Source organism: Burkholderia puraquae (assembly GCF_002099195.1).
In the GTDB taxonomy this organism is placed as follows: Bacteria; Pseudomonadota; Gammaproteobacteria; order Burkholderiales; family Burkholderiaceae; genus Burkholderia; species Burkholderia puraquae.
This window is the reverse complement of sequence record NZ_NBYX01000001.1, coordinates 444,471-467,034: the sequence shown is the minus strand read 5'-3', so window position 1 is coordinate 467,034 and position 22,564 is coordinate 444,471. Positions and strand designations below refer to the sequence as shown.

22 protein-coding genes are annotated in these 22,564 nt (G+C 67.5%); 11 read left to right on the top strand and 11 right to left on the bottom strand.

Annotated features, from left to right (window positions below):
- Window positions 1–36: 36 nt before the first annotated feature.
- Complete coding sequence (ftsH, locus tag B7G54_RS02135) at window positions 37–2,019, bottom strand: ATP-dependent zinc metalloprotease FtsH (RefSeq protein WP_085037942.1); 1,983 nt, start codon at window positions 2,017–2,019, stop codon at window positions 37–39.
- Window positions 2,020–2,491: 472 nt separating this feature from the next.
- Between ftsH and B7G54_RS02130 the strand changes: the two genes are divergently transcribed.
- A complete protein-coding gene (locus tag B7G54_RS02130) occupies window positions 2,492–4,156 on the top strand; it encodes an acid phosphatase (RefSeq protein WP_085037536.1) in 1,665 nt (554 codons plus the stop codon).
- 101 nt (window positions 4,157–4,257) lie between these two features.
- On the opposite strand, the gene B7G54_RS02125 is transcribed toward B7G54_RS02130, so the two are convergent.
- Window positions 4,258–5,754 (bottom strand): FAD-dependent oxidoreductase, encoded by a 1,497-nt coding sequence (locus B7G54_RS02125; protein WP_085037535.1) that lies wholly within the window; start codon window positions 5,752–5,754, stop codon window positions 4,258–4,260.
- 276 nt (window positions 5,755–6,030) lie between these two features.
- Entirely contained in the window at window positions 6,031–6,240 is a 210-nt protein-coding gene (locus B7G54_RS02120; protein WP_085037941.1) for a hypothetical protein, read from the bottom strand.
- A 460-nt stretch (window positions 6,241–6,700) separates the two neighbouring features.
- On the opposite strand from B7G54_RS02120, the gene B7G54_RS02115 reads away from it, so the two are divergent.
- Genes B7G54_RS02115 through B7G54_RS02100 form a run of 4 tightly spaced genes read left to right on the top strand, consistent with a single transcriptional unit; the run spans window position 6,701 to window position 9,243 of the window.
- The gene (locus tag B7G54_RS02115) at window positions 6,701–7,117 is read left to right on the top strand and encodes a nuclear transport factor 2 family protein (RefSeq protein ID WP_085037940.1); all 417 of its coding nucleotides are present in this window, start codon (window positions 6,701–6,703) and stop codon (window positions 7,115–7,117) included.
- 3 nt (window positions 7,118–7,120) lie between these two features.
- The gene (locus tag B7G54_RS02110; RefSeq protein WP_106408922.1) at window positions 7,121–7,402 is read left to right on the top strand and encodes an SDR family NAD(P)-dependent oxidoreductase; all 282 of its coding nucleotides are present in this window, start codon (window positions 7,121–7,123) and stop codon (window positions 7,400–7,402) included.
- A gap of 40 nt (window positions 7,403–7,442) precedes the next feature.
- The gene (locus B7G54_RS02105; protein WP_208864944.1) at window positions 7,443–8,276 is read left to right on the top strand and encodes an SDR family NAD(P)-dependent oxidoreductase; all 834 of its coding nucleotides are present in this window, start codon (window positions 7,443–7,445) and stop codon (window positions 8,274–8,276) included.
- 58 nt (window positions 8,277–8,334) lie between these two features.
- Window positions 8,335–9,243: an NAD-dependent epimerase/dehydratase family protein gene (locus tag B7G54_RS02100; protein WP_085037533.1), complete on the top strand. Its 909-nt coding sequence runs from the start codon at window positions 8,335–8,337 to the stop codon at window positions 9,241–9,243.
- Window positions 9,244–9,340: 97 nt separating this feature from the next.
- Here the strand turns inward: B7G54_RS02100 and B7G54_RS02095 are convergent, their stop codons facing one another.
- The 5 genes from B7G54_RS02095 to B7G54_RS02070 form a co-directional block, all read right to left on the bottom strand.
- Window positions 9,341–11,206 carry a phosphoenolpyruvate carboxykinase (GTP) gene (locus B7G54_RS02095; RefSeq protein ID WP_085037532.1) on the bottom strand — a complete coding sequence of 622 codons (1,866 nt, stop codon included), beginning with the start codon at window positions 11,204–11,206 and terminating at the stop codon, window positions 9,341–9,343.
- 526 nt (window positions 11,207–11,732) lie between these two features.
- Window positions 11,733–12,509: a glucose 1-dehydrogenase gene (locus B7G54_RS02085; protein ID WP_085037531.1), complete on the bottom strand. Its 777-nt coding sequence runs from the start codon at window positions 12,507–12,509 to the stop codon at window positions 11,733–11,735.
- A 107-nt stretch (window positions 12,510–12,616) separates the two neighbouring features.
- Window positions 12,617–13,372, bottom strand: a complete 756-nt coding sequence (locus tag B7G54_RS02080) for an SDR family NAD(P)-dependent oxidoreductase (protein ID WP_085037530.1) — start codon at window positions 13,370–13,372, stop codon at window positions 12,617–12,619.
- Window positions 13,373–13,381: 9 nt separating this feature from the next.
- Window positions 13,382–14,248, bottom strand: coding sequence for an SDR family NAD(P)-dependent oxidoreductase (locus B7G54_RS02075; RefSeq protein WP_085037529.1), 867 nt, complete (start codon window positions 14,246–14,248; stop codon window positions 13,382–13,384).
- A gap of 50 nt (window positions 14,249–14,298) precedes the next feature.
- Window positions 14,299–14,799 carry a nuclear transport factor 2 family protein gene (locus tag B7G54_RS02070; protein WP_085037528.1) on the bottom strand — a complete coding sequence of 167 codons (501 nt, stop codon included), beginning with the start codon at window positions 14,797–14,799 and terminating at the stop codon, window positions 14,299–14,301.
- 212 nt (window positions 14,800–15,011) lie between these two features.
- Between B7G54_RS02070 and B7G54_RS02065 the strand changes: the two genes are divergently transcribed.
- Window positions 15,012–15,524 carry a nuclear transport factor 2 family protein gene (locus tag B7G54_RS02065; RefSeq protein WP_085037527.1) on the top strand — a complete coding sequence of 171 codons (513 nt, stop codon included), beginning with the start codon at window positions 15,012–15,014 and terminating at the stop codon, window positions 15,522–15,524.
- A gap of 51 nt (window positions 15,525–15,575) precedes the next feature.
- Window positions 15,576–16,292 carry an EthD domain-containing protein gene (locus tag B7G54_RS02060; protein WP_085037526.1) on the top strand — a complete coding sequence of 239 codons (717 nt, stop codon included), beginning with the start codon at window positions 15,576–15,578 and terminating at the stop codon, window positions 16,290–16,292.
- Window positions 16,293–16,576: 284 nt separating this feature from the next.
- Here the strand turns inward: B7G54_RS02060 and B7G54_RS02055 are convergent, their stop codons facing one another.
- Complete coding sequence (locus tag B7G54_RS02055; protein WP_133059134.1) at window positions 16,577–17,641, bottom strand: TetR/AcrR family transcriptional regulator; 1,065 nt, start codon at window positions 17,639–17,641, stop codon at window positions 16,577–16,579.
- A 563-nt stretch (window positions 17,642–18,204) separates the two neighbouring features.
- Between B7G54_RS02055 and B7G54_RS02050 the strand changes: the two genes are divergently transcribed.
- From B7G54_RS02050 to B7G54_RS02035, 4 genes are all read left to right on the top strand, one after another.
- Complete coding sequence (locus B7G54_RS02050; protein ID WP_085037524.1) at window positions 18,205–18,708, top strand: YbaK/prolyl-tRNA synthetase associated domain-containing protein; 504 nt, start codon at window positions 18,205–18,207, stop codon at window positions 18,706–18,708.
- Between the two features lie 62 nt (window positions 18,709–18,770).
- Window positions 18,771–19,409: a helix-turn-helix transcriptional regulator gene (locus B7G54_RS02045; RefSeq protein ID WP_085037523.1), complete on the top strand. Its 639-nt coding sequence runs from the start codon at window positions 18,771–18,773 to the stop codon at window positions 19,407–19,409.
- Window positions 19,410–19,470: 61 nt separating this feature from the next.
- Window positions 19,471–20,445 carry a threo-3-hydroxy-L-aspartate ammonia-lyase gene (locus tag B7G54_RS02040; RefSeq protein WP_085037522.1) on the top strand — a complete coding sequence of 325 codons (975 nt, stop codon included), beginning with the start codon at window positions 19,471–19,473 and terminating at the stop codon, window positions 20,443–20,445.
- Between the two features lie 118 nt (window positions 20,446–20,563).
- Window positions 20,564–20,812 (top strand): hypothetical protein, encoded by a 249-nt coding sequence (locus B7G54_RS02035; protein ID WP_085037521.1) that lies wholly within the window; start codon window positions 20,564–20,566, stop codon window positions 20,810–20,812.
- 22 nt (window positions 20,813–20,834) lie between these two features.
- Here B7G54_RS02035 and B7G54_RS02030 read toward each other — a convergent pair whose 3' ends face one another.
- Both B7G54_RS02030 and B7G54_RS02025 read right to left on the bottom strand, forming a co-directional pair.
- Window positions 20,835–21,659, bottom strand: coding sequence for an SDR family NAD(P)-dependent oxidoreductase (locus B7G54_RS02030; RefSeq protein ID WP_085037520.1), 825 nt, complete (start codon window positions 21,657–21,659; stop codon window positions 20,835–20,837).
- A 5-nt stretch (window positions 21,660–21,664) separates the two neighbouring features.
- The gene (locus B7G54_RS02025) at window positions 21,665–22,540 is read right to left on the bottom strand and encodes an SDR family NAD(P)-dependent oxidoreductase (protein WP_085037519.1); all 876 of its coding nucleotides are present in this window, start codon (window positions 22,538–22,540) and stop codon (window positions 21,665–21,667) included.
- Between the last annotated feature and the right edge of the window lie 24 nt (window positions 22,541–22,564).

Below are 22,564 nucleotides of genomic sequence, written 5' to 3'. Positions count from 1 at the left end.
CATGGCGGCCCGCCGGCAGCGCTCGAGGCTCGGACTTCAGCGCTCGGGTTCGCGCGGCGGCCCGTACGCGACGAAATCGCGCTCGACCGCGGACGCGTGGTCCGTTTCGATCGTGCCGCCGCGGGCGCCGGCGTCATCGTCCGGCGCTGCCGCCGGCGCCACTGCGGACGACGGTTCGACACGCCCGTCGATCAGCGCCTGCAACGTGTCGCGTTCGAGCACCTCGCACGCGAGCAACCGTTGCGCGATCCGCTCGAGCGCGTCGCGACGTTCGCCAAGCGTAGCCGCGACACGCGCATGCGCGTCGGTCAGCAACGCATGCACCTCGTCGTCGATCATCCGCGCGGTGTGCTCGCTGCAGCGGCCGTCGCCCGCATGCCATACGCCCGGCATGCCGGTACGCGTGTCGCCGTCATCGAAGGTCACGAGCCCGATCTTCTCGCTCATCCCGTACTGCATGACCATGTGGCGCGCCATCGCGGTCGCGCGTTCGAGATCGTTCTGCGCGCCCGTCGACACGTCGCCGAACACGAGTTCTTCGGCAACCCGCCCGCCGAGCAGCGCATCGATCCGGTCGAGCAGCTCGCTCCTGCGCAACACGTAGCGATCCTCGGTCGGCACCTGTTGCGTATAGCCGAGCGCCGCGACTCCGCGCGGAATGATCGACACTTTCTTCACCGGATCGCAATGCACGCGGCTTTCCGCGACGAGCGCATGGCCGGCTTCGTGATACGCGATGGTCAGCTTCTCCTGGGCGTTCATCACGCGGCTCTTGCGCTCGAGGCCTGTCATCGCGCGGTCGATCGCCTCGTCGAAGTCGGCCATGCCGATCGCCGGCTTGCCGAGTTCGGCCGCATGCAGCGCGGCCTCATTGACGACGTTCGCGAGATCCGCGCCGACGAAGCCCGGCGTGCGTGACGCGAGTTCGCCGAGATCGACGTCGGCGGCGAGCTTCACGCGCTTCACATGCACGCCGAGGATCTGCCGGCGGCCATTCACGTCGGGCCGGTCGATCGCGATGTGGCGATCGAAGCGGCCCGGCCGCAGCAGCGCCGGATCGAGGATCTCGGGCCGGTTCGTCGCGGCCATGATGATCACGCCGGAGCCGGCCTGGAAGCCGTCCATCTCGACAAGTAGCTGGTTGAGCGTCTGCTCGCGTTCATCGTTGCCCGACATCGGGCCGACGCCGCGCACCTTGCCAAGCGCATCGAGCTCGTCGACGAATACGATGCACGGCGCCTTCTGCTGCGCCTGCTCGAACAGGTCGCGCACGCGCGCCGCGCCGACGCCGACGAACATCTCGACGAACGCCGAGCCGCTGATCGAGAAGAACGGCACGGCCGCCTCGCCGGCCACCGCGCGCGCAAGCAGCGTCTTGCCGGTGCCCGGCGCGCCGACCACGAGCACGCCCTTCGGAATCTTGCCGCCGAGCCGCTGGTAGCGGTCGGGGTTGCGCAGGAACGCGACGAGCTGCTGCAGCTCGGCCTTCGCTTCATCGATGCCCGCGATATCGTCGAACGTGATGCCGGTTTCCTGCTGCACGTACACACGCGCCCGGCTCTTGCCCATCCCGGTGAAATCCTGCAGCCCGCCGCGCTTGCGCAGCATCATGTTCCAGATGAATACGAACAGCACGAGCGGCAGCAGCCACGACGCAAGCGATGCAATCCAGCTCGTGTCGGGCGCGCCGTGATAGCGGACGCCGGCGGCGGTCAGCGTGTCGGTCAGGTGCTCGTCGGTCACGCGGTTGGTCGTGAAGCGCCACGGCGCACCGGCCTGCTGCACGGCTGCGGCTTCGGACGCCGGCAGCATCGTGCCGGCCTGCGGCATCTTCAGCGTGCCCGAGATCGACGCGGGGCCGACTTCGAGATCGTCGACGAGCCGTGCGGCCACGAGCCGGTGAAAATCGCTGTACGCGATCGGCGCCGACGACGGATGCAGCATCAGCAACTGCGCGGCAAACAGCACGAAGAAGCCCGCCGCGATCAGCAATCCCGGGTAGTCGAATTTCCTGTCCATGGCATCGGGCCGGACGTGCGCGCCGTGCGTCGCGCGCTCACGCGGGCAACCGCGCGCGAGCGGTGCACGGCATCGGCAGCCATGCGGAAGCGGCATTCATCCGCGCCATCTTCGTCTCGCTGTGTCGCCTCGTTTCGTTGCATCGATGACGCCGCGACGCCGCTGTCGGCCGGCGCCGCCGGGCAATCCTCGCCCGGGCGGCGCACCGCGACGCGCCGCCCCTGAATCCAGTCTAGTTCGCGCGCGCGCGTCGCGCATCGCCCGCGGCGCGCCTCGAATCGTCCGACAAACACCTATCATCTGCCCCCGATGCCGCGTTATAGTCGCGTTCGTGACGTTTTTGTGACAGCTGAATCACCCCCGCTTTTGCGCGACGCCGGCCGTTGCCATCCGTCCCGCGTCGCGGCAGCCTGTGCGACGCTGCCGCACATCGAACGACATCGCCCACCCGTCCATACGAGGAGCCCACGACGTGACCGACACCCCCGATCGCCCCGACGACCTTCCCGCCGATCCCGACCGCCGCCGTGTGCTCGGCGGCCTCGCCGCGCTCGGTGCGGGTGTCGCGCTCAGCGGCTGTGAAACCACGGCAGGCAGCGCGCCGCGTTCCGCCGCCGACCTGCGCATCGACGAAGCGCTGCGCCAGCGCGTGCGCCACATCGTCGTGATCTATGCGGAAAACCGCAGCTTCGCGAACCTGTACGGCGATTTCCCGGGTGTGCGCCATCCGCTGAGCGAGGTGCGTCCCGAGCACGCGCAGCAGCTCGATCGCGACGGCAAGACGCCGCTGCCCGTGCTGCCGAAAATCTGGGGCGGGCTCGTGCCGCAGGCGCAGGAAGTGGACGGCAAGCGCTACGCGATCGCCGAGCGCGACATCGACAAGCTGCCGAATGCGCCATTCCGGATCGCGGACGCGCAAGGCAAGCCGCTGCCGAACGGCGTGATCACGCGCGACCTGTGGCACCGCTTCTACCAGAACCAGATGCAGATCGCGGCCGGCCGCAACAACCAGTTCGCCGCGTGGGCCGATTCGGGCGGCCTCGTGATGGGCCACTACCGCAATTCGGCCGACACGCTGCGGCTGTGGAATCTCGCCCGGCAATACACGCTGTGCGACAACTTCTTCATGGCCGCTTTCGGCGGGTCGTGGCTGAACCACATGTACCTGATTTCCGCGCAGCCGCCGCTGTATCCGGACGCGCACAAGCATCCGCATGCGGCGAAGCTGCTGTCGAAGGTCGAAGGCGACGATCCGGCCGGCACGCGCCTGAAGCTCGCCAGCGATTCGCCCGCGTCCGCGCTCGACGGCCCGCCGAAGTTCGCGGTCGACGGCCCGCTGACGCCCGACGGCTACGGCGTGAACACGATGGCGCCGCCCTACCAGCCGAGCTACGTGCCGCCGGCCGACCCGGGCAATGCCGCGTATGCGGATCCGGCCGATCATCGCGTGATCCCGCCGCAAGGCCATGCGACGATCGGCGACCGCCTGTCGGAAAAGAACGTCGACTGGGCGTGGTACAGCGGCGCGTGGCAGTACGCGCTCGAGCATCGCGACACGGGCACCGTGCCCGATTTCCAGTACCACCACCAGCCGTTCAACTATTTCGCGAACTACGCGCCGGGCACCGATGCGCGCAGCAAGCACCTGCGCGACGCGGGGCTCGGCGACGCGCCGTCGACCAACCACTTCATCGCCGACATCGACGCGGGCCGCCTGCCGGCCGTCACGTTCTACAAGCCGCAGGGCAACCTGAACATGCATGCGGGCTACGCGGACATCGAATCGGGCGACCGTCACATCGCGACCGTGATCGACCATATCCGGCGCGGGCCGCAATGGGACAACACCGTGATCGTGATGACGCACGACGAGAACGGCGGCTGGTGGGATCACGTCGCGCCGCCGGCCGGCGACCGCTGGGGGCCGGGCTCGCGGATTCCGGCGCTCGTGATCTCGCCGTTCGCGAAGAAGGGTTTCGTCGATCACACGCTGTACGACACCAACTCGATCCTGCGCTTCATCAGCCGCGTGCACGGGCTCGCGCCGCTCGATGGCGTGGTCGCGCGCAACAAGGCGTTCGCCGCGCGCGGCGCGACGCCGCCGGGCGATCTCACGAACGCGCTCGACCTCGGCTGACGGCAGACTGCCCCGGCCGCCTGGCTGCTTATCCGGTTGAAACGACGACGCCCCGGGCAATGCGATTGCCCGGGGCGTCGCTCATTTCCGGCCTGCAAACGCTACGCTACGCGGCGCACTGCGTCGCACTCCGCCTGTGCAGCGTGACGGCCGGCCTGTCGGCCAAAGAACGTCGCGTCGGCGAGCGACAGCCCCGAGCTGTACCCGGCGCCCCAGCGCGGCAGCCCGCAGGTCGTGCGGCCGGCCGCATAGAGCCCCGGCACCGGCGCACGCGCCGCATCGACCACCTGCCCGGTCGGCAGCGTGTCGAGCCCGCCGAGCGTGAAGTGCGGATAGAACGCGTAGTCGATCCGGCAATCGAGCGCGACGAACGGCGGCTCGACCAGCGGCTGCAGCCACTTCCTGGCCTTGTGGAACAGCGGATCGGCACCTTCGGCTGCATGGCGGTTGTAGACGTCGACGGTCGCCGTCAGCGTGCCGGCCGGCATCTGCAGGTCGCGCTCGACTTCCTCCCATGTTTCGCCGGCCGCCGCGATGCCGATCCGCGCGATCGCGGGCGGCTCCTGGTACGTCGCCTGGTCGACGAGCAGGTAGATGCGGTCGCCGGCCTGATGGAATGCGTGATGGCCCGTGCGGCCGTGATAGCCGTCCTCGTTGATGAAACGCTGCCCGCGCGCGTTCACGAAGATGCCCTTGATCAGCGATTCGGGCGCGTAGAACGGCAGGCTGACGAAGCCCTGGTCCATGTGGATCGCCGCGCCGCCTGCGCTCTGCCCAAGCAGGATGCCCGAACCGTCGTCGCCGGGGCTGCCGATCGGTTCGTCCGAGCGCAGGAATTGCGGCGCATGCCGGCGCACCATGTCGCGATTCATCGCGAAGCCGCCCGCGCACAGGATCACCGCGCGACGCGCCCGGACGAATGCCGTCTCGCCATACGCGCGCAGCACGACGCCACGCACCGCGCCGCCGTCGTCGACGATCAACGCGAGCGCGCGCGTGTCGTAGCGCGTCGCGACGCCAAGCGCCGCCACGCGTTCGGCCAGCACCCGCATCAGCATCTGCCCGCCGCCCCAGCCCGGCCATTGCGGCGTGTGTCCGCGCGGGCACGGCTTCGCGGCCTCGCTGAACGGCCAGGCTTCCTCGCTGCCCGACCAGATCAGGCAATCGTCGGTTTCCGGTTCGACGATCCGCTCGGCGATGAACGTGTTCTTGTACGTGAGGCCCTGCGCGACGAGCCAGTCGTGGTGTGCCAGGCTTTCGTTCGCGTAGCGCCGCACCTTCGCGTCGTCGGCATCGCGGCCGCCGGCCAGCATCAGGTAGCGGTACAAGTCCTCGGTGTCGTCGGTAAAGCCGGCCTGCCGCTGCGCGGGTGTGCCGCCACTGCCGCCGAGGTAGATCTCGCCGCCCGACAATGCGCTCGTGCCGCCGTAGCTCGACGCGCGCTCGACGATCAGCGTGTCGGCGCCCGCGCTCGCGGCTTCGATCGCCGCGCAGGCGCCGGCCGCGCCGAAGCCGACGATCACGACATCGTGTTCGGCATCCCAGCGATGCACGTCGCGGGTATTCAAGGGGTGAGTCAGGGAATAGTCGGATGACATGAGGAATGGGTCAGCGTGTAGGAAATCTGCGGGAAGCGGTGATCGTGGCGAAGGCCGGCAGGCGGCCCGACGCGGACGTCGCTTCAACGGCCCGTTGCCGAGACGGGGGTACGCCGGTGCGCGTGCAGGACGCACGCCGTCTCGTGCCCGGTTGGCGTCGAACCGCGTGAAGCGGGATCGGCGCGCGATGATTCCGCCGTTGTCGTAGCGAACGGCGTCCGTACGCCATCGCGCTGCCACGGCTTCCGGCCTGCACGGCGCGTGGCCGCGCCGGCGTCACATGCCGCGCAACGCGGCGAAACCGAAGTGCGACGGATCGATCGGCACGCAGCCGGTCGGCAGGCCGTTCACGTCGACCGAGCGGCATTGCAGGATGCCGGCCGCGTACGGCGGCGACGGGACCTGATCGGCACCGTATCGCGCCATCGCCATGGCAGCGAACGTGCCCATCGCCAGTACGCACAGCTTGCGAGTCGTCAGTCTCATGATCGTCGTCCCCTCCGGTTGTCCGCTGGTGCGGTTCGTGTCCGGCGTGCATCGCATGCGGCACCGGATGACTGCACGGTAGCCAGCGCCCGGCCGCCGGCCATCGTCCGTTTCGACTAGGGGCAAACGCTGAGCGGCGCGCACACGACCTGCCGCATCGCAACATCGCGCGCCATCGCTTCGCATACGCGACGGTAACGCGACACGTCGCGCGCCTGTCGCAGCCGGCCGCACCGATCGTCAGACGCATGTCGCGCACCGGTCGCTGCGCCGCACCAACCATGCGCCCTCGGCTGCTGCGCGGCGGCCGGCCCCGGTGTTTTCCCCGACCTCGCCCTGCTCCGTATGGATGATGAATCTCGGCCTGCCCGGTGCGAACCTGCGCGTCGATGTCGCAATGCCGCCGCGCCGGCCCGCCTCGCGCAGCCGACGCGTTCCGTTCTTCCACGGGAGCCAACGCATGACCGATTCCAATCCCCGCCGCGCGCTGTACGAACTGGCGTGCCGCTACGCGCAAGCCGTCGACCGGCGCGACTGGCCACGACTCACCGCCCTGTTCACCGCCGATGCCACCCTGGCCGGCCCCGGCTTCCGCTTCGACGACCGCGACGCGATCGTCGCGGGCATGCGCGTGATCGAGCGCTACGAAGCGACCCAGCATCACGTGCACAACCAGCTCGTCACGCTCGACGCCGGCGAGGCCGACGTCGAGACCTATGGCATCGCCTGCCACGTCTACGGGCGCGACGGCGTGAAGCGCAAGCTCGACTGGGGGCTGCGCTATCGCGACCGCTGCGTGTTCGACGGCGGCACGTGGCGCTTTGCCACGCGCACGCTGCACGTCGACTGGGCGCAAGACCTGCCGCTGGAGGGCTGAACGATGCGCCCCTCTGCTCCCCTCGACGGCCGCACCGCGCTCGTGACAAGCGGCGCCGGCGGCATCGGCGCGGCCTGCGCGCACGCGCTCGTCGCCGACGGCGCGGCCGTCGTGCCGATGGGCCGCCGCCACGACGCACTCGAACGCACGCAGCGGCAACTGACCGACGCAGTGCCCGGCAGCCGCGTCGCGAATCCCGTGCTGTTCCTCGCGTCCGACGAAGCGCGTTTCGTGAACGGTGCGGAGCTGCGGATCGACAACGCGCAACGGGTGTCGTCGCTGTGACGCGACCCACTGCTTCCCTGTTCAAAGGAGTCCATCGATGATTTCATTTACCGGCAAGACCGTGCTGGTCACCGGCGGCGGCGCAGGCATCGGCCGTGCATGCGCGGAAGCGTTCGGCGCGGCCGGTGCGCGCGTCGCGGTGGCCGAGATCGACCCGGCCCGCGCGCAGGGCGTGCGCCAGGCACTCGAAGCGGCGGGCGTCGACGCGCTCGTCGGCACCGTGGACGTCACGCGCCGCGAAGAAGTCAATGCGTTCGCGCGAACGGTCGACGCGCACTTCGGCGGCCTCGACGTGCTCGTCAACAATGTGGGCGATTTCCTGCAGATCGCGAAACCGTTCGACGACTATACCGACGACGACATCGCGCGGCTGTTCGACGTGAACCTGCGCCAGGTGTTCATCGTCACGCGCGCGATGCTGCCGTTACTGCGCAAACGCGGCGCAGGCAGCAGCATCGTCGGCGTGTCGTCGATCGAAGGCTTTCGCGCGATTCCGAACTGCACCGTATACGCGTCGTTCAAGGCCGCGCTGACCGGATTCACGAAAAGCCTCGCCGTCGAACTCGGGCCGGCCGGCATTCGCGTGAACCAGATCGCGCCCGAAACCACCGAGACGCCGCAGGTGCCCGTCAGCGCGATGGTCGCGGCCGAGCATCGCGAGCACATCCCGCGCTGGATCCCGCTCGGGCGCTTCGGCGCGGCCGGCGACATCGCGGGCGCCGCGCTGTTCCTTGCGAGCCCGCTCGCCGCGTGGGTCACCGGCACGACGCTGCATGTCGACGGCGGCGCGCTCGCGGCGGCCGGCTGGTATCGCGACCCGAACGGCTTCTGGACCAACCTGCCCGTCGTCACGGGCAACGGCTTCAACTTCTGAGCGGCACCGCTCGCCTGTTCATTTCATGCGGCGCGGTTGGGCCGCTACCGGAGACACCATGAAGATCCTGATCGTCGGCGGCACCGGCCTCATCGGCGGCCATGCCGCGCTGCACCTGCACGCGCAGGGCAACCACGTCACGCTCGCCGCACGCAAGCCGCCCGCCCCCGGCAGCGCGCTCGCACAGTTCGACGTGCTGCCGCGCGACTACGTGGCCGGCAACTTCACGCGCGACGATCTCGCGCCGTTCGACGCGGTGGTGTTCGCGGCCGGCAACGACATCCGCCACCTGCCGCCCGGCACCGACGAAGCCGCGCACTGGGAACGCGCGAACGTCGACGCGGTGCCGCGCTTCTTCGCGCTCGCGCGCGACGCGGGCGTGAAGCGCGCGGTGCTGGTCGGCAGCTTTTATCCGCAGGTCGCGCCGGCGCTCATCGACACGGTGCCGTACGTGCGCTCGCGCCACCTCGCCGACGAACGCGTGCGTGCGCTCGCGACGCCGTCGTTCGCCGTCTGCAGCGTCAATGCGCCGTTCGTCGTCGGGTCCGTGCCGGGGCTGCGCAACGAGATGTTCACTGCCTATACCGGCTATGCGCTGGGCCAGTTCGCGGGGCTGCCCGTGTTCGGGCCGGCCGGCGGCAGCAACTTCATCTCGACGCAATCGCTGTCGGAAGCGATCTGGGGCGCGCTGCAGCGCGGCGAAGCGGGCAAGGCCTACCTCGTCGGCGACGAGAACCTCAGCTTTGCCGACTACTTCGCCGCCTTCTTCCGCGCGGCCGGCAACCCGCAGGCGGTACCGTCGCTCGACCAGGAGCATCCGCTGCTGCCCGACATCGCGATCTACACGGGGCGCGGCAATGTCGTGTCGTACGAGCCCGATCCGGCCGACAGCGCACTGCTGCGCTACCGGCGCGGCGACGTGCAGCGCGCGGTCGACGAAGTCGTCGCGCATTGCCGCGCGCAGTAAGCGAACGGCGCGGGTGTGGCGTGGATGTGAAAACGTCCCGCCGCCGGCGATGAATGCCGGCGGCGGGACGTTAGCGCGACTACGTCGATACGGACCGTCAGGCGCCGATGCGCTGCTCGATCTTCTTCATCGTGTCGGTCATTTCGGCCGGCAGGCGCAGCTTCAGCGTATCGAACAGCGCCGCATGCAGCTTCAGCTCCTCGCGCCACTCGTCGGCATTCATCGACGTCACCGCATCGAACTGCTCGCGCGTGAAATCGAGGCCATCCCAGTGCAGGTCCTCATACGCGGGCGACACGCCGAACGCATGCTCGCCGCCACCACCGGTGCCTTCGAGACGGTCGAGCATCCACTTCAGCACGCGCATGTTCTCGCCGAAGCCCGGCCACACGAACTTGCCGTTCGCGTCCTTGCGGAACCAGTTCACGCAGTAGATCTTCGGCAGTTTCGCGCCCGCGCCTTCGAGCTGCTTGCCGAGTTTGAGCCAGTGCGCGAAATAATCGCTGACGTTGTAGCCGCAGAACGGCAGCATCGCGAACGGATCGCGGCGTACGATGCCCTGCTGGCCGACCGCCGCGGCGGTCGTCTCCGAGCCCATCGTCGCGGCCATGTACACGCCTTCGACCCAATCGCGCGCCTCGGTCACGAGCGGCACGGTCGTCGAACGGCGGCCGCCGAAGATGAACGCGTCGATCGGCACGCCGGCCGGGTTCTCCCAGTCGCCGTCGATCGACGGGCACTGTGCAGCCGGCGCCGTGAAGCGCGAATTCGGATGCGCGGCCTTGCGGCCCGTTTCCTTGCCGATCTCCGGCGTCCACGGGTTGCCCTGCCAGTCGGTCAGCTTCGCGGGCGGCGTGTCGGTCAGCCCTTCCCACCACACGTCGCCGTCTTCCGTCAGCGCGACGTTCGTGAAGATCACGTTTTCGGTCAGCGTCGAAATCGCGTTCGGGTTGGTCTTTACGCCGGTGCCCGGTGCGACGCCGAAGAAGCCGGCTTCCGGGTTGATCGCATACAGGCGGCCGTCGCTACCCGGTTTCAGCCACGCGATGTCGTCGCCGATCGTCGTGACCTTCCAGCCGTTGAAACCCTGCGGCGGAATCAGCATCGCGAAGTTGGTCTTGCCGCACGCGGACGGGAAGGCCGCAGCGACGTGATACTTCTTGCCGGCCGGCGACGTCACGCCGAGGATCAGCATGTGCTCGGCGAGCCAGCCCTGGTCGCGGCCCATCGTCGACGCGATTCGCAGCGCGAAACACTTCTTGCCGAGCAGCGCGTTGCCGCCGTAGCCCGAACCGAAGCTCCAGATCTCGCGCGTTTCGGGGAAGTGCACGATGTACTTGACCGGGTTGCACGGCCACGGCACATCCTGCTGGCCGGCTTCGAGCGGATGACCGACGCTGTGCACGCACGGCACGAAATCGCCGTCCTCGCCGAGCACGTCGTACACCTCGCGGCCCATGCGCGTCATGATCCGCATGTTCACGACGACGTACGGGCTGTCGGACAGTTCGACGCCGACGTGCGCGATCGGCGAGCCGAGCGGGCCCATCGAAAACGGCACGACGTACAGTGTGCGGCCGCGCATCGAGCCGCGGAACAATCCGTTGAGCGTCTCGCGCATTTCGGCGGGCTCGACCCAGTTGTTGGTCGGGCCGACGTCGTCGCGCGATGCCGCGCAGATGAACGTGCGATCCTCGACGCGCGCGACGTCGGACGGATCGGATTGCGCGAGATACGAATTCGGGCGCTTTGCCGGGTTCAGGCGCTTGAGCGTGCCCTGGTCGACCATCGCCTGGCACAGCGCATCGTTTTCTTCCTGCGAACCGTCACACCACACGACGCGCTCGGGCTCCGTGAGCGCCGCGATGCGCGACACCCAGTCGATCAGCTTGCGATGTTTGACGAAAGCCGGCGGAGCGATCAGCGGGCCGTGTGTCGCTTCGGCCAGATTGTTTTGCGACATGAGAATGTCTCCAGATTATTGGGCGGGGATGGGGGTTGCGGGGCGAGCCCGCGAGATGGGGTATGCGATTGGAGCGCAGGGTGCGGCGGCGCGCAGGACGGGACGCGCGAGCGGAGCGCGCGTCGATGCCGCGATGCGAGCGAGAGAAGGTGATGTCTCTTTAGTAAGTGCGAACGCGAGTTTCGCCATACAAGCAACCTGCCGTACAACTCCATGACGGCCAGCATACCATCGCCGTTATTCGGCAAACGTTGCGTTGCAACAAGAAACAACTATGTCGGCAAGCCGGCACGCCGGTTGCCTGTGCGTCCTTTTTACAGCGCCATTGCGCGCGCTTTGGGGACGAAACGGCCAGGATGGCCGTCCGGCAAGGGTTTCGGGGGAGCAGAAAATTCGGCTCGCGCTTTCCGCGCACTGCGAACCAGAACGCGGGCCGTGCGAATTCACGTTTTCGCTACTCAGGCAAACCCTGAATTAGGTTGCGTACACAAACATCCGACATGAACGTGCGGCAGGCCCCCCCTGCTCAAAACGGTGCGCCCGGCAATCCGGGGTAATACGCGCCCGCCGCCATCCCGCCGTCGACGGCCAGCTCGGCGCCGTTGCAGTACGACGCTTCGTCGCTTGCGAGGAACAGCGTCGCGCGCGCAATTTCGTCGGGCAGGCCGACGCGTTGCAGCGGCACGTTCGCATAGTGCTTGTCGATTTCCTCGAGCGGCGCCCCGGTCGGGTTCGACATCGTGGTGTTCACGCCGCCCGGATGAATCGAATTCACGCGCACGCCCTGATGACCGAGTTCGAGCGCCGCGACCTTCGTCAGCCCGCGCACGCCCCACTTGCTCGACACGTACGCGGCCAGCGCATTCACGCCGCGCAGCCCGTCCACCGACGAGATGTTGACGATCGACCCGCCTTTCCGCGCGATCATGCGCGGCGCGATCGTCCGGATTCCGACGAACGTGCCGACGAGGTTGATCGACACCGCGCGCTCGAAATCGCGTTTCGACAGCTCGGTGATGCCGCCGAACGTCAGCACGGCCGCATTGTTGACCAGCACGTCGATACGGCCGAACTGCTCCATCGTCGCTTCGGTCACGCGCACCCAGTTCGCTTCGTCCGCGACGTCGAGCCGCATGAAGCGCGCCGCGCCGCCAAGCTCGCGCGCGAGTGCCTCGCCTTCCGCGTCGAGCACGTCGCCGATCACGACGCGCGCCCCCTCCGCGACGAACAGCCGGCACGTCGCCGCGCCCATGCCACGCGCACCGCCCGTGACGATCGCTACCTTTCCATCCAGTCGACCCATGTCGTCCTCTCTTCGATTCCGGTTTGCCGGCTGCCGCGCATGCGTGCGCGTGCTCGCCGGACCATGATTGGCATATGGCCAACGCCGTGCGCCGCCGGCTTCCGCCGTCAGCCCCAGTAAGCCTGCCCGCCGTCGAGCGGCAGCGTCGCGCCCGTCAGGTACGCGGCATCGCGGCTCGCCAGAAACACGATCGCGCGCCCGATGTCCTGCTCGCAGTCGCCTACGCGGCCGAGCGGAATCGTGCGGAAGAATGCGGCGGCTTCCTGCGGATTTGCGTCGACCCAGCCTTTCAGGCCCGGCGACAACGCATGCGGCGCGACCGCGTTCACGCGGATGCCGTCCACGCCCCATTCGCAGGCCGCCGCACGCGTCAGCGCACGAATCGCCTCCTTCGTCGCCGCGTATGCACCGTAGCCGGACGCATCCCAGCGCACCGCGGCCGACGACGCGAAATTGACGATCACGCCGTTACCCTTCAGATGCGGATGGCACGCACGCATCATGCGCAGCGTCGCGATCGGCCCCGACTCGAGCCCCGCCATAAAATCCGCATCGGTCACGTCGAGCAGGCGGCCGAGCGGCACGACCTGCGCGTTGTTGACCAGGATCTGCACGCCGCCAAACCGCGCGACGACGCTGTCGACGCACTGCTCGATCTGCGCGGCGTCCATCACGTCGCACACGAACGGTTCGGCCGCGCCGCCGCGCACGCGGATCGCTTCGCAGGTCGCGAGCAGCTTGTCGCGGGTGCGACCGACCACTGCGACGCGTGCGCCCTCCGCTGCGAGCGCCTGCGCGACGCCCTGGCCGACGCCCTGCCCCGCGCCCGTCACGAGCGCGACCTTGCCTGTCAGGATGCCCATGCGATCTCCTCAGGCGACGATCGCCGGATGTGCCTGCACGGGCCCGCCGAGCAACTCGCGGTACGACGGCGGCTGCTTGCCGTCGAGATCGGCGATGCCGTACTGCAGTGCGGCTTCCGCACCGACCAGCACCTGCCCCGACAGCGCCATGCGCTGCGGATCGCCGTGGATCGCGTGAATCACGCGGCCCGTGAATTCGGGGCTTTCCGCGACGAGCGAGAATTCCTTGTACAGATCCGGGTGTTCGTCCCACACGCGCGTCGTGCGCTCGGTGCGCAGCGGGCCCATCCAGATCGACACGGCCGCGACGTCGAACGGTTTCAGGTCGACGGCCATGTCCTTCGCGAACTTGTCGACGCCGGACTTCTGCGCGCCGTAGGCCGCGCCGTGCATGTAGCAGCTCGCGCCGAACGACGACGTGAACGCGATCAACCCGCTGCGGCGCTTCGCCATCAGCGGCGCCGCATGCCAGCTCGCGACATAGGCCGAGCGCAGCCCGACATCGAGGATGTCGACGAGGTCGAGCGACTTCTCCCAGAACGGGCCCGGCAGGATCAGCTGATCGTGCAGGCTGGTCGCGTTGTTGACGAGAATGTCGAGCCGCCCGCTTTCGCGTTCGACGCGCTCGAACAGTGCCTTCACCTGCGCGTCGTCCGCATGGTCGCAGGCCACCGCGATCCCGCGGCCGCCGAGCGCATCGATCTCGCGTGCGGTCGCGTGGATCGTGCCGGGCAGCGGCGCATCGCCTTCGTGCTGCGAGCGGCCCGTTACGTAGACGGTCATGCCGGCCGCGCCGAGCGCGCGCGCGATACCCTTGCCCGCGCCGCGCGATGCGCCCGTCACGACGGCAACCGGCGTATCGTGGTTATGTGTCATGTTCGATATCTCCTGTGGAATGTGCGCCATGAGCGTGGCGCTGGCGTGCGTCAGGCGGCCGGGGGCTGTACGCCGGCGAACAGCACGCCCGGCGCATCGCCTTCGTAGCGGGCCGACAGCGTCGACGTGACGACGCAGCGCGTGCCCGCGATCTTCCATTCGCCGTCGACCTTGCGGTATTCGTCGTCGTAGTACGCGCCGAGCTGCGTGAGCGTGCGCGCGTTCGTGTCGATCATCTGGTAGTGCAGGCCCCACGTGCCGCGCGCATGCGTGTCGTCGAGCACGTCGATCGCGGGATTCACGCCGTGGTGCATCTCGACGATGTACGGATGGCAGCCGAGTTGCGTGAATACGTCGACGAGCGCATCGCGTGTATCGAACGTGCCGATCCGGCCATAGTCGATGTGCACGAGACCGGGTGCGAAGCAGTCGCGCATCCCTTGCGGATCCTTGCGGTCGCAGCACGTGAAGTAGCGCGCCTTCAGCCGGCGGATCGCGTCGGCGTCCTCGAGCCGGCGCACGCGCGCTTCCAGCGATTCGATGAGGGTCATCCTGTCTCCTTGTTCGGTGCGGGCGCGGTTCGAACGCCGCGTCGATGCCACGTTACCGCCGCGCGTTGCGTCGGCCATCACCCGTTCGGATGAAACCCATGATTCGTTTCGACAGTGCCGCTTACGTGCAACAACGGCGTTCGTCCGAACAGACGATGTGATGCAGGCAGCTTCGTTCCTACCATCGAACCACACCACCACGAGACCCGGCGATGGACGACACGACCCGCACGCTCCATGAGTACGAGCAGATCCGACAGTTGAAGTACCGGTATTTCCGCGCGGTCGACACGCACGACTGGGCTCTGCTCGCCGATTGCCTGACCGAAGACTGCGACGCGCGGTTGTATGGCGGCCGCTATGCGTACGACGGCCGCGACGCGTTCGTGTCCAGCCTGCGCGCACTGATCGGCAAGCCGACCTTCCTGACGATGCATCACGGCCATCACCCCGAGCTCACGCTGGTCTCGTCCGATCACGCGTGCGGCGTGTGGTTTCTCGAGGATCACGCGATCAATCTTGAGGATAACTACCTGCTGCACGGCACCGCGTTCTACGACGACCAGTACGTAAAACGCGATGGCGTGTGGCGCATTCATGCGACGCGCCACGAACGGCTGTTCGAAACCGTCACGTCGCCGATCCCGCCGTCGTTCACGCTGACAGCGAACCGGTTCGCACCGGGCGCGCACCACGCGGCCGGATCGCCTGAAACCGCTTCCTGAACCCCGGCGGCCTCGCCGCCAACCCCGTCATTTCACCCTGGAGCCGGAGCAATGGAGAAAGTCATTTACGTGTTGTGGCGCGACGCACAGGCCGCGCCCGATCAGTGGAGCCGCACGATGCGCGGGCAGCTCGCCGACAAGCTGGTGTCGCTCGGTGCGCACGGCGTGCAGATGAACGTCGCCGATGCGGATGTCGCGCCGGCCGCCGGCCTGAAGCAGACCAACACGCACCCGGGCATCGACGGGACCGTCGCGGTGTGGATCGACAGCGCCAACGCGATGTTCCGCCAGCCGTTCGACGATGCGGTGCGTGCAGTGGTCCCGCACATGGCTGCGTATCTCGTCACCGAGTCGCAGCCGATTCCGAATACACGCTTTCCGGCACGACCGGGCGAGCGGACCACGGGCTTCTCGCAGCTCGCGTTCCTGAAGCGGCCGCCGCGGCTGACGCACGAAGCGTGGCTCGACGTATGGCACGGGCATCACACGCGCGTTGCTATCGATACGCAGGACAATTTCCTGTACGTGCAGAACGTCGTCGTGCGTGCGCTCACGCATGCGGCGCCGGGGTACGACGCAATCGTCGAGGAGTGCTTTCCCGCTGCGGCGATGACCGATCCGCATGCGTTCTTCGATGCGGTTGGCGATGACGAGAAATTCCAGCGGAATGTGGCGGAGATGATGGATAGCTGTGGGCGCTTCATCGACTTCGACAAAATCGATGTGGTGCCGACGAGTCAGTATGTGGTGAAGGCTGTGCGGGGGTGAGGTCAGGCGATCGCGTGGTGCGGTCGCCTTTGGCGAGATTTAGTGCTGTGTACCTTTGCCGGCCGGCGGTATGCATTGCATATCGCTGGCCGTTTTCGATCCCGAATGCATCTTCTCTACGCCATCTTTGTGCGATCGCCAAGAAGCGTCAGACATGGATACGGTTCCAATTGATGCGATATCGACGAAACGCGCCGCGTCTTAGCCAACCTTGTCGCGCAGTATTTTCGGTGTTCTGAAGCTCCCCCTACCCAGGCGACACCGGGCCGCCGCAGCAATTCAGCTCATGGCGCCTTGGCCAAGGCCAGAATGGCCATCACCGCATCGTCCTCGATTCCCTTGATATCCGACGGGAACCGATTCCTTTGCAGTATCAACACGATGAGCCCTTCGATCTGTGCCGTAATCAGTGCGGCTCGCCTCATGAGCACTGCCTGTGACAGCGCCGGATTCACGGCCTCGAGGAATCCGGCGATCACGCTGCGTTGAAATCCGTATCCCTCTTCAAGCATTTTCCGCGCGAACTCCTGGGTCTGGGCCAGTGCCCAGAAGTTCACGAACAGGCTTTGGGTCTTGGGCTGCTTTCCGTCTTCAAGCAACAATCTGATCACTTTCTCCAGGCGGCCCTCCGGTGTCAGCGACGTGTCCGCGCGCACGCTGTCGTACGTATTGGCATACGCGTCCCGCGTCGCGGAAAGGATGGCCTCGAAGATGTCTTCGCGAGTGGGAAAGTAGTGCTGCAGGTTCGACAGCGCCAATCCGGCTTTTGCCGCGACCTTCCGCATGGTCAGCCCGCCGTAGCCTTCGACGACGAAGATCTCGATCGCACTGGCCATAATTTTGTTCACAGCGTTCTTGCCGCGCTCGGTCAAGACGCGTCCGTTATCGAGAGCCGCCCTCTTCAAGAATTTCTCCTGCTGCCCTGTGAGCGAATGCCCGGGCGATGGTGCTGATGACGCGTCGGCGCCGCTCATGCCCGGTCGCATACCGACCGCGCCATGCCCGCTCGGTGTTCCGGGAGCAGTAATATAGGTTGGTCGACCGGATTTTTCAAAACATCGATAGCTGATATTGGGTCGTGTCGGTCGATTCGCATTTGCCGTCGGCTTCCAGGCGCTGGTGCCGCTGTGAGAGCCGAGATACCGAACCTGACGGCGACATTCTACGCAGGTTTCGGAACCTGGAGCGACGAGACGGTATCCATCGGCGAGCGTACACATAACGTGTTCGGCGTCCACCTGCAAGCGATATCTTTGCTTGTCTTCCGCTTGCGCAAGCATCCCCGGCAAAACTGTCCGGCATGGCGACGAGTGCGCCCGCTCGTGTTTTTCACGAGACTGAAGATCCACGCCCCCGGGCCTCGTAACGCCGAGCTGAATGGCTACAACCGGGTTCCGCGATCCACGTTACGTGCTCATCGCTGATGTTGCGAAAATGGGTCATTCGACACATTATTGCCGGTACGCACCGGCGACGGCATACGGGGCAGATTGCCCGGCATCATTCGAAGCGACGCTTGCGACGATCGCGTTCCTCTCGCGAAGCGGTACGGGAGCTGTCGAGCGCGGGACTGACTGCGGTTCCAGCGATTGAATACGTCGCCCATTGTCCCGATCATTGCCGGCTGCCAGATCTCAATTATTCGGATTGCTTTGTGATTTACCGAATCGATCCACCTATTACCCGCTGGCCGAACGCCGGTCATTCCCCCCACGCGCTGCCCCATTCCGCGACGCCCCCCCATTTTTCGACGATCCCCTTTCCGCGCGCAACACACTCCACTCCCCACGTTCCCGCACCTTTGCCACGCCTATTACAAAACGTCTATAATTGGACAATCCATCGAGCGGCACGCTGAAGCATTCGAACCCGCGCGCGCCCCGATCCCCCGGCCTCACCTGCCCGGAGCGACATGAGCGACTACCCCGTTTTCGACACGCTTTGCGATCTGCTGAACACTTCCGGCGCGCGATTCCGCGTGCTGGCGCATCCGGCCGAAGGCAAATCCGACGCGATCGCCGCGCTACGCGGCACACGCCCCGAACAGGGCGCGAAGGCGATGCTCTGCACGTTCAAGGATGGCGGCGACACCACCGCGCTCGCCGTGATTCCCGGCCACCGGAAGATCGATTTCCGCAAGGTCGCCGATGCGGTCGGCCGGCGCAAGGCAACACTCGCGTCGCCCGACCTCGCGGCTACCGTCACGCGCTGCGTGATGGGTGCCGTGCCGCCGTTCGTGTTCGACGCCAGCGTGACGCTCGTCGTCGATCCCGCACTGGTCGAGCGCAACGCCGAGATCGCCTTCAACGCGGGGCGCCTCGACCGCTCCGTCGTGCTCGACGCGGCCGACTACGTGCGGATCGCGCAGCCGCTGCTCGCCGACATCACGCGGCCGGAAGCCGCGGACGGCGAATAACACGCCGGTTGCCCCTTTCCCGAAGCCGTCGCATCGATCCGAAACCTGAACGCGAAACCATCATGACCACCGCCCGGAAAAAAACGCTGTCCGAGCAGGCATCGCTGATCGAACAGGTGCAGCACATTGCCGAAGGGCTCGGCGCAATGTTCGCGCCGTTCACCGAGGTCGTGGTCCACGACCTGCGCACGCCGAAGCACGCGATCCTCGCGATCCACAACAACCTGTCCGGGCGCGCAGTCGGCGATCCCGCGACCGAGCTCGGGCTCGCCCGCATCGCGGACGACGATTTCCCGCCAGTGCTCGCGAACTACCCGAACCGCTTCGCCGACGGCCGCACCGCGAAAAGCACGTCGATCGGCATCAAGGATTCGACCGGCCGCTACGTGGCCGCGCTGTGCCTGAATGCCGACGTCACGCTGTTCCGCGGCTTCCAGGGCATGCTGAACCAGTTCTGCAGCACGGATGGCGAAGCCGTCGCCGAAACGCTCGACCCGGCCGGCGCGGACGCGATCCGGCAACGGATCGATGCGTTCGCGATGCGCCTCGCGACGACACCGCGCGAACTGAAGACCGACCAGCGCCGCGAGCTGATGCAGACGCTGAAAGCCGACGGCTTCCTCGAGGTGCGACGCGCGATGGAGATCGTGTCGCAGCATCTCGGCGTCTCGCGCGCGACCGTCTATAACGATGCGAAATGACGCAAGCGCGATACCCGCGCGGCGTTCCTGCCGACCGATTTTTACGACCACCGGGCAACCCATGAACTCTCCGACTCTCCCCACGTACGACGACGTTGCCGCCGCCGCGGCCCGGCTCGACGGCCACGCGCACCGCACGCCGGTCATGACGTCCCGGACGATCGACGAAGCGCTCGGCGCGCAGGTGTTCTTCAAGTGCGAGAACCTGCAGCGCATGGGCGCATTCAAGTTTCGCGGTGCGTTCAACGCGCTGTCGCGCTTCGACGCAGCGCAGCGCCGCAACGGCGTCGTCGCGTTCTCGTCCGGCAACCATGCGCAGGCCATTGCGCTGTCGGCGCGCATGCTCGGCATTCCCGCGACGATCGTGATGCCGCAGGATGCGCCGGCCGCGAAGATCGCCGCGACGCGCGGCTACGGCGGCAAGGTCGTGACCTACGACCGCTACACCGAGGATCGCGAACAGATCGGGCGCGATCTCGCGGCGCAGCACGGGCTCACGCTGATCCCGCCCTACGACCACCCGGACGTGATCGCCGGCCAGGGCACGGCGGCCAAGGAACTGTTCGACGAAGTCGGCCCGCTCGACGCAGTATTCACGCCGCTCGGCGGCGGCGGGCTGCTGTCGGGCACCGCGCTCGCCACGCGCGCGCTGTCGCCGCACGCGACGCTGTACGGCGTCGAGCCGGAAGCCGGCAACGACGGCCAGCAATCGTTCCGTTCCGGCGCGATCGTGCATATCGACACGCCGCGCACGATCGCCGACGGCGCGCAGACGCAGCACCTCGGCAACCTGACGTTCCCGATCATCCGCCGCGACGTCGACGACATCCTGACCGCGACGGACGCGGAATTGGTCGACTGCATGCGCTTCTTCGCCACGCGTATGAAAATTGTGGTCGAACCGACCGGCTGCCTGTCGTTCGCCGCCGTGCGACGGATGAAGGACGCGCTGCAAGGCAAGCGCGTGGGCGTGGTGATCAGCGGCGGCAATGTCGATCTCGAGAACTTCTGCGCGCTGGTGTCGGGGTCGGCATGACCGCGCGCGGCGCACATGAACATTTCGTCATCCGCGCCGCACCGCTCCTTCACCGCGCGTTAAGTTTCGCGCCCTAGACTGATTACGTTGTCCCGCAGTCAGTCGTGAAGGAGCCACCATGAAATCGCACGCGATCGTCACCGCCGCCCTGGCGGCCGCTTCCCTTTCGGCGTTCGCTCAACCGGGCGTGACGTCATCCGGTTTTCCTGCCGCGTCGCCGCACGACACCGTCGCGCAAGCGATGCACCGCCCGCCCGGCGCGTTGCCGCACGCCGGCTTCGTACTCGCGAAGATCGATCAGAACAATACGCCACCCGATCGCGGCGGCGACCCGAGCGGCCGCACGCACGCCGGCACGCACATGTGACGGCGCGCGCCGGGCGCGGCCCTCAGAACGACGGCAGCGACGGATCGCGTGAAGCGAGGATGTCGTCGGTGCGCCGCTGCAGCGCGCCGTCGATCGTCTCCGGTTGCGGAATCAGCCAGTAGCGCCCCTCACGGATGCCGTCGAACACCCGCTCGGCAAACGCGTCGGGTGTGAGCCCGTGTGCGTTCAGCATCGAGCGCATCGTGTCGACGAAGCCGCGCACCTCGGGCCGATCCTGCGCCGCGCCGAATGGGTCGTTGAAGATGCCCGAGTGCACGGGGCCCGGGGCGAGCAACGACACGCCGACCGGTGCACCGAGCATCTTCAGTTCTCCATACAGCGATTCGGTCAGCGCGACCACCGCGAATTTCGTCGCCGAATAAGGCGACATCAGCGGGCTCGGCAGGAACCCGCCGACCGATGCGGTATTCACGACCCGCGCCGGCACGTTGCGCTCGAGCATCCGCGGCACGAAGCTGCGGATCCCGTTCAGCACGCCGTGCACGTTGATCGCGAAGCTGCGCTCGAAGCGTTCCGGCGTGATTTCCCAGCTGAAGCCGGTCGCCATCACGCCCGCGTTGTTGAACAGCAGGTCGACGCCGCCGAAACGTTGCCAGGCGGCTTCCGCCAGCGCGTCGACGGCGTCCGGCCGGCTGACGTCGGTCGGCACGCACAGGACGTCGGTGTCGAGCGTCGCGGCGAATGCGTCGAGCTTTGCCGGGTCGAGATCGGCCAGCACGACGCGCATGCCGAGCCCGGCGGCGTGGCGCGCGAGCCCGCTGCCGATGCCGCTGGCCGCGCCGGTGATCACGGCGGTGCCGCCGTCGAAGCGAATCGTGTTCGTCATGTCAATCAGAGTCCTGTCGGGTCGATGTGAGGATGCGCATACGCGGGAATCACCGGCGGCGGCAACGCCGTGCGGCCGTCGAGCGAGCGCACCGCGAGTTGCTGCGCGAGCGGGAAATGCAGGCTGTGCGTGACGAGGCCCGTGCGTTCGCGCGCCGGCAGGCGGCACAGCGCGAGCGCGGTTTCGGCGAGATACGCGACGTCCTCGGTCGGATAGCCTTCGGGGATGTAGCGCGCGGCGCCCGGCGTGCGGATCGCCGTGCTCGGCGCAACGAGATTCACTGCGATGCCGTCGGCTTCGAGTTCCGCCGCAAGCCCCTGCGTGAAGCGCGACAGTGCCGCCTTCACCGCCGCATAGACGGTTGCGCCGCCCGCACGCGAGAAATCGTCGAACGGCCGCAGCGGCGGCAGCGCCGTCACCGAGCCGACGTTCACGATCCAGCCGGCGCCGCGTGCCCGCATCAGCGGGATCGCGGCCTGCGCGAGCGCGAACGGGATGCGCAGATAGTGTTCGATCGTCGTGTCGAACATCGTCATCGGCATCGCGTCGACGCAGGCATAGTCGGCCACGCCCGCGTTGTTGACGAGGATGTCGAGGCCGCCGGCGGCTTGCGCCGCGCGCCCGACGAGCGCATCGCGCTCGGCTGCGTTCGACAGGTCCGCCGCGAGCGCGAGCGCGCGGCCGCCGGCCTGCTCGATCAACGCAACCGTTTCGGCGAGCGTACCGGCGGTCGTCGCCGATTGCGCGAGGCTGCGCGCCGTCACGACGACGGTCGCGCCTTCGGATGCGAGGCGCTGCGCGATCGCGCGGCCAATGCCGCGGCTGGCGCCCGTCACGAGCGCGCACTTGCCGGCCAGTACACCTGTTCGGGTATCGGTCATCGTTGTCTCCTGTGAGGTGCGTGC